The following is a 4,849-nucleotide window of genomic DNA, read 5'->3' on the forward strand; positions in this document are numbered from 1 at the left end:
TCACGATCTACAGCTGGAGTACTAGGCACCGGCGCCGACGGCGGTCAGCCGGAGCAGGCGACGCGCTGCGCCTCCTGCCACTCGCAGACCGGGCACAGCGTGGCCCCCGGCCGCGACGCCGGGTACTCGGTCGGCGCGCCGCACAGCACGCAGTCCGCGTACGGCGGCCCCGCAGCCCGCTCGCCCGCCGCCGCCCCGCCCGTCCCCGTACGGTCCGCACAGTCCGCCATGCCGACGACTCTACGCCCGCCGCGCACCGCACGCGCAGGCCACCGCCACCGCCACCGCGGCGGCGATCGCCGCGGCGGCCAGCGGCAGCAGCGGCACCGTCACCGTGCCCCCGCGCGAGCCGTCGACCAGTCCGGTCACGGCCGCGTTCGCGGGCGAGACGCCGACGACGAGCACCAGCAGCGCGGCGAGCGCCGTGGCCGGCACGGCACGGCCGCGACTGCGCACCACGGGCCAGTTGCACAGCGTGCCGACCGCCGTGCCCAGCAGCGCGCACGCGAGCGACGCGAGCAGCCCCGCGCCCGCCGCCGCGGCGCGGTCCACCGCCACCTGGTGGTCCGCGGCGTGCGGATCGCTCACCCAGGCGACGACCAGGACTCCGCCCGTACCGAGCACGGCCGCGGCCCCGAGCGCGGTGAGCACCCGCGCGAGGTGCGCGCGGGCGGGCCCGACGGCGGCGGCGACGCAGTCGCGGGCGGCGGGCGGCTCGGCGACTGCGCACACGCGCACCAGCCACGCGGCCACGGGCAGCACCGCGGCCGAGGTGTAGCCGAGCGAGTCGAGAACGGGCTGCCCGGCCTGCACACCGACGGCGAGGGCGGCGCAGTAGAGCAGGAACGGCGGCAGCCAGCGCTGCGAGCGCAGCAGCAGGGCCGCGTGGTAGCGCAGCAGGACGATCACGGGGCCTCCGGCAGGCGCGCGTGGGAAGAGGCGTCCGGGGAAGCGTCATCCCGCGCGGGAGGACACCCGCGCGGGAGGGCACCGGCCGCGGGCGAACCGGGCGGCGGCGCCTGCGCCACGGCCGCCACCGCGTGGACATGCCACGGCGGCCGAGCGGTGAGCAGGGCGCGCAACAGGACGTCGGAGTAGGCGGCGGCGACGGTCAGCCGGATCCTCCGCCCGGCAGCGTCCGCTCCGCGCCCCGGCGGCCTCCCTGTCGCCTCGTACGGACCGTACGGCACCTCCTCGACCAGCGGAGCACCCGGCAGATCCGCGGGCAGTGCCGCGCCCGGCGGCCCCTGGACCTCGACGCGCACCCGCGGGCCGGTCCGCGCGCGAGCCGCCGCGTCCGCCGCGTCCGCCGCCGGCTCGGACGGCACGCGGGTCAGTCCGCCGGCCGCGACCCGGTACACCGCGTCCGCCGCCCCGGCCAGCCGTCCCGGGTCGTGGTCGACGAAGACCACCGTGCCGCCGTCCGCGACCCGCTCGGCGACCGCCTGGTCGAGCACGCCCCGCGCGCCCTGGTCGAGCCCGGTCCACGCCTCGTCCAGGACCAGCAGCCCGGGGCCAGCGAGCAGCGCCTGGGCGACGGCCACCTTCTGACTCGTGCCCTTCGACAACTCGGCGAGCGGAGTCCGCGCGTGCCCGCCCGCTCCGAACCGCTCCAGCCACTCCTCCGCCCGCCGCCGCGCCACCGCCGTCCGCAGGCCGTGCGCCCGCCCGAGGTGCACGAGGTAGCCCAGGGCGGTGAACGGCAGGTCGGCGGGGAAGCGCTCGGGCACGTACGCGGTGCGCGGCCGCCCGGTGACGCGGCCGGCGCTCGGCGCGTCGATCCCGGCGACCAGCCGCAGCAGCGTCGACTTGCCGCTCCCGTTGGCTCCCTCCACCCGGATCAGCGAGCGCGGCGGCACGTCGAGGTCGACCCGGCGCAGGACCCACGGCCCGCGCAGGCCGTAGCGTCGGCCGACTCCTCGCAGTCTCATGTCCGTTGAGCGTAGGCGACGGCACGACCCGGGGGCGCGGGGTGGCAGACTGGGGCGCGTGACCAGCGACGACAGCCCTGCGACCACGGACACCGGAGCGTCCCGGCACGCGCGTGACGACCTCCTCGCGGCGCCGGAGTTCGTGCTGCCGCTGGTGGTCCGCATCGAGCGGGCCGCGCCCCCGGCCCGTACGGACGCGCTGGAGACGGCGGCCCGCGCGGTGCTCGCCGTGCTGTCGGACGAGCGGTCCACGGCGCTCGGCGGCGAGTGGGCCGAGGCCGTACGGGCCTGGCAAGGCAGCCGCATCCGCAAGGTCGTACGGCGGGCGCGCGGCGCGGAGTGGCGGCGGGCGCAGACCCTGCCGGGCCTCACACTCACGGGCACCGGCGGCTCCGCGGACACGTCACCGGATCCGGACGGCGCGGCCGCCCCGGCCCCGCCCGCCGAGGTGCGCGTGTTCCCGCCCGTACCGCTCGACGGCTGGCCGAAGGAGCTGGCCAAGCTCCAGGTCTCCGGCACCCACCTGGACGACCCCGCGACGCCGCCCGCTCCCGACCTCACCGGGCCGGTGCTGTGGCTGAGTCCCGACGTCGACATGTCGGCGGGGAAGGCGATGGCCCAGGCGGGCCACGGCGCCCAGCTGGCGTGGCTGGCCCTGGACGAGGCGGCCCGCACGGCCTGGCGGGACGCGGACTTCCCGCTGGCCGTACGGACCGCGGCGGCCGGCCAGTGGGCGGCACTGACCGGCAGCGGCCTGCCGGTGGTCCGCGACGCGGGCTTCACCGAGATCGCCCCCGGCTCGTGCACCGTCGTCGCCGACCACCCGGCGCTGCGCGCCGGGCTCGGCGCGCGGCGCTGATCCCGGCGGGCGGTCAGTCCCGGCCCGGCTCCCCGTCCCCGCCGTCCCGCTCGCCGGCACGCTCCTGGTGCCCGTCGGCCTGTGCGGTGCCAAGGTCGTCGTCCTGGTCGGGGTCGAGAGCGTCCACGAACTCCACCCCGTCCAGCTCGGCCAGCCGGTCGGACGCGTCCGTGGTGCCGCCCTGGTCCGCCTCCAGCGCCCTGGCGAACCACTCGCGGGCCTCCTCCTCCCGGCCGGTGGCCAGCAGCGCGTCGGCATAGGCGTAGCGCAGCCGCGCGGTCCACGGGTGGACGGTGTGCGAGGCCAGCTCCGAACTCTGCAGCGTCACGACGGCCGCCTCGGCCTGGCCCAGGTCGCGCCGCGCCCCGGCCGCCACCAGCCGCATCTCGACCTGCCCGGCCCGGTCCAGCTTCTGCACCTCGGGCTCGCCCGCCATGGCGAGCGCCCGCTCGGGGCGGCCCATGCCGCGCTCGCAGTCGGCCATCACCGGCCACAGGTCGGTGGATCCGCTCATGCGCCGGGCGGCCCGGAACTCCGCCAGCGCCTCCGCGTACTTCCCGACGGCGTACGCGGCGAAGCCCGCCGCCTCACGCACGGCGCCCACCCGGGAGGCGAGCCGCAGCGCGACACGCGCGTACCCGTACGCACGCTCCGGGTCCTCGTCCAGCAGCCTGCCGACCATGACGAGGTTCTTCGCGACATCCTCGGCGAGGGTCTTCGGCAGGCTCATCAGCTCCTGCCGCACGCTCTTGTCGACCTCGGCGCCGGTGACGTCCTCCGGGATCGGCATGCGCCGCACCGGCTCCCGCTCGCGGTCCCCGGCCGGCCGGTCGTCGCGGCGACCGTAGCCGCCCGTACGGCCGTCCCGGCGCCGGTACGGGCCGCCGCCGCCCGCCGACCGCTCGCCCCGGCCCTGCCCGCCCTGCGCGTACGGCGGACGGCCCTGCCCGTACGGACGGCGCGGACCGCGCTCCTCTCGGCTGTCGCGCCGGGGACCGTCATCTCGCCGGGGTCCNTCTCGGCTGTCGCGCCGGGGACCGTCATCTCGCCGGGGTCCCCGGGGCCGGTCATCACGCCGGTCATCGCGCCGGTCGTCACGGCGCTCGGTGCGCCAGTCGTCACGGCGGCCGTCACGGCGGTCGAAACGCCGCTCCGTGCCCGCGCCACGGTTGTCGCGACCCTCACGGCTGTCACGGCGCTCGTAGCCGCCGGTCCGGCCGCCCCGCTCCCCGTCCCGGCCCCGGTCATCGCGGCGGGGGCCGCGCGGGCGGTCGTCACGACGGCCCGCGCGGAAATCGTCACGCCGGTCCTGCCGGTGTCCGGTGCCACGCTCGTCGCGCCGGTCATCCCGCCGGTCATCCCGCCGGTCATCCCGCCGGTCGTCGCGACGCTCAGGCCCGCGGTCGTCGCGGCGGTAGGCGCCACGGTCCCGGTCGTCCCGGCGCCGCGTGTCGCGGGTGTCACGCCCCCGGTCACGGTCCTGGTCCTGGAAGCGCCCGCGCGGCCGGTCCGGCCGGTTTTCATCCGGGCGGCCGTACCCGCCGGGCCGACCTCGCCGCTCGTCGTCCCGCCGGGGCCGACGAGCACGGTCATCCCGGTCACGCCGGAATCCACTCCGGTCGCCCGTCTGGGCGCCGTCCCGCCGGCGCGGCTCGCGCTCCGGCCGGTCGTCGGGGGGATTGGTGGACATCGACGTGTCTCCTCTGTCGTCAGGTACCGCGATCATTCTCGCGCGCCCGGCCCGGGGGCGCGCACCGGTGGAAAAACAAAAGGGCCTCGGGTCCCAGCATGAACGCTGGGACCCGAGGCCCTCAAAGATTGTTCGGCGGCGTCCTACTCTCCCACAGGGTCCCCCCTGCAGTACCATCGGCGCTGGCAGGCTTAGCTACCGGGTTCGGAATGTGACCGGGCGTTTCCCCACCGCTATGACCACCGAAACCCTATCGACCGTCCCACCACGGGGACGGAAACCAGACAGGCAGCGAACAAGCACACTCTTCAGTTGACACACTCAAACTTGAAAAGCAACGGTTCGTTGTCTCAGATCTGCACAGTGGAC

At 76.9% G+C, this 4,849-nt stretch carries 5 protein-coding genes and 1 rRNA gene; 1 reads left to right on the forward strand and 5 read right to left on the reverse strand.

Annotated features, from left to right (window positions below):
* Nucleotides 1–44: 44 nt before the first annotated feature.
* From RKE29_RS27900 to RKE29_RS27910, 3 genes are read right to left on the reverse strand one after another with little or no spacing between them, the layout of a single operon-like run.
* Complete coding sequence (locus RKE29_RS27900) at nt 45–230, reverse strand: hypothetical protein (protein ID WP_312008463.1); 186 nt, start codon at nt 228–230, stop codon at nt 45–47.
* 10 nt (nt 231–240) lie between these two features.
* Nucleotides 241–909, reverse strand: a complete 669-nt coding sequence (locus RKE29_RS27905) for an ABC transporter (RefSeq protein WP_312008464.1) — start codon at nt 907–909, stop codon at nt 241–243.
* Nucleotides 906–1,931, reverse strand: a complete 1,026-nt coding sequence (locus RKE29_RS27910) for an ATP-binding cassette domain-containing protein (protein WP_312008465.1) — start codon at nt 1,929–1,931, stop codon at nt 906–908. The genes RKE29_RS27905 and RKE29_RS27910 overlap by 4 nt, the downstream gene beginning before the upstream one ends.
* Before the next feature lie 58 nt (nt 1,932–1,989).
* On the opposite strand from RKE29_RS27910, the gene RKE29_RS27915 reads away from it, so the two are divergent.
* Entirely contained in the window at nt 1,990–2,790 is an 801-nt protein-coding gene (locus RKE29_RS27915; protein WP_312008466.1) for a peptidyl-tRNA hydrolase, read from the forward strand.
* A 13-nt stretch (nt 2,791–2,803) separates the two neighbouring features.
* Here the strand turns inward: RKE29_RS27915 and RKE29_RS27920 are convergent, their stop codons facing one another.
* Entirely contained in the window at nt 2,804–3,580 is a 777-nt protein-coding gene (locus RKE29_RS27920) for a tetratricopeptide repeat protein (protein ID WP_312008467.1), read from the reverse strand.
* Nucleotides 3,581–4,610: 1,030 nt separating this feature from the next.
* Nucleotides 4,611–4,727, reverse strand: a 5S ribosomal RNA gene (gene rrf / locus RKE29_RS27925).
* Between the last annotated feature and the right edge of the window lie 122 nt (nt 4,728–4,849).

It is taken from the genome of Streptomyces sp. B1866 (genome assembly GCF_031932565.1).
Lineage (GTDB): Bacteria > Actinomycetota > Actinomycetes > Streptomycetales > Streptomycetaceae > Streptomyces.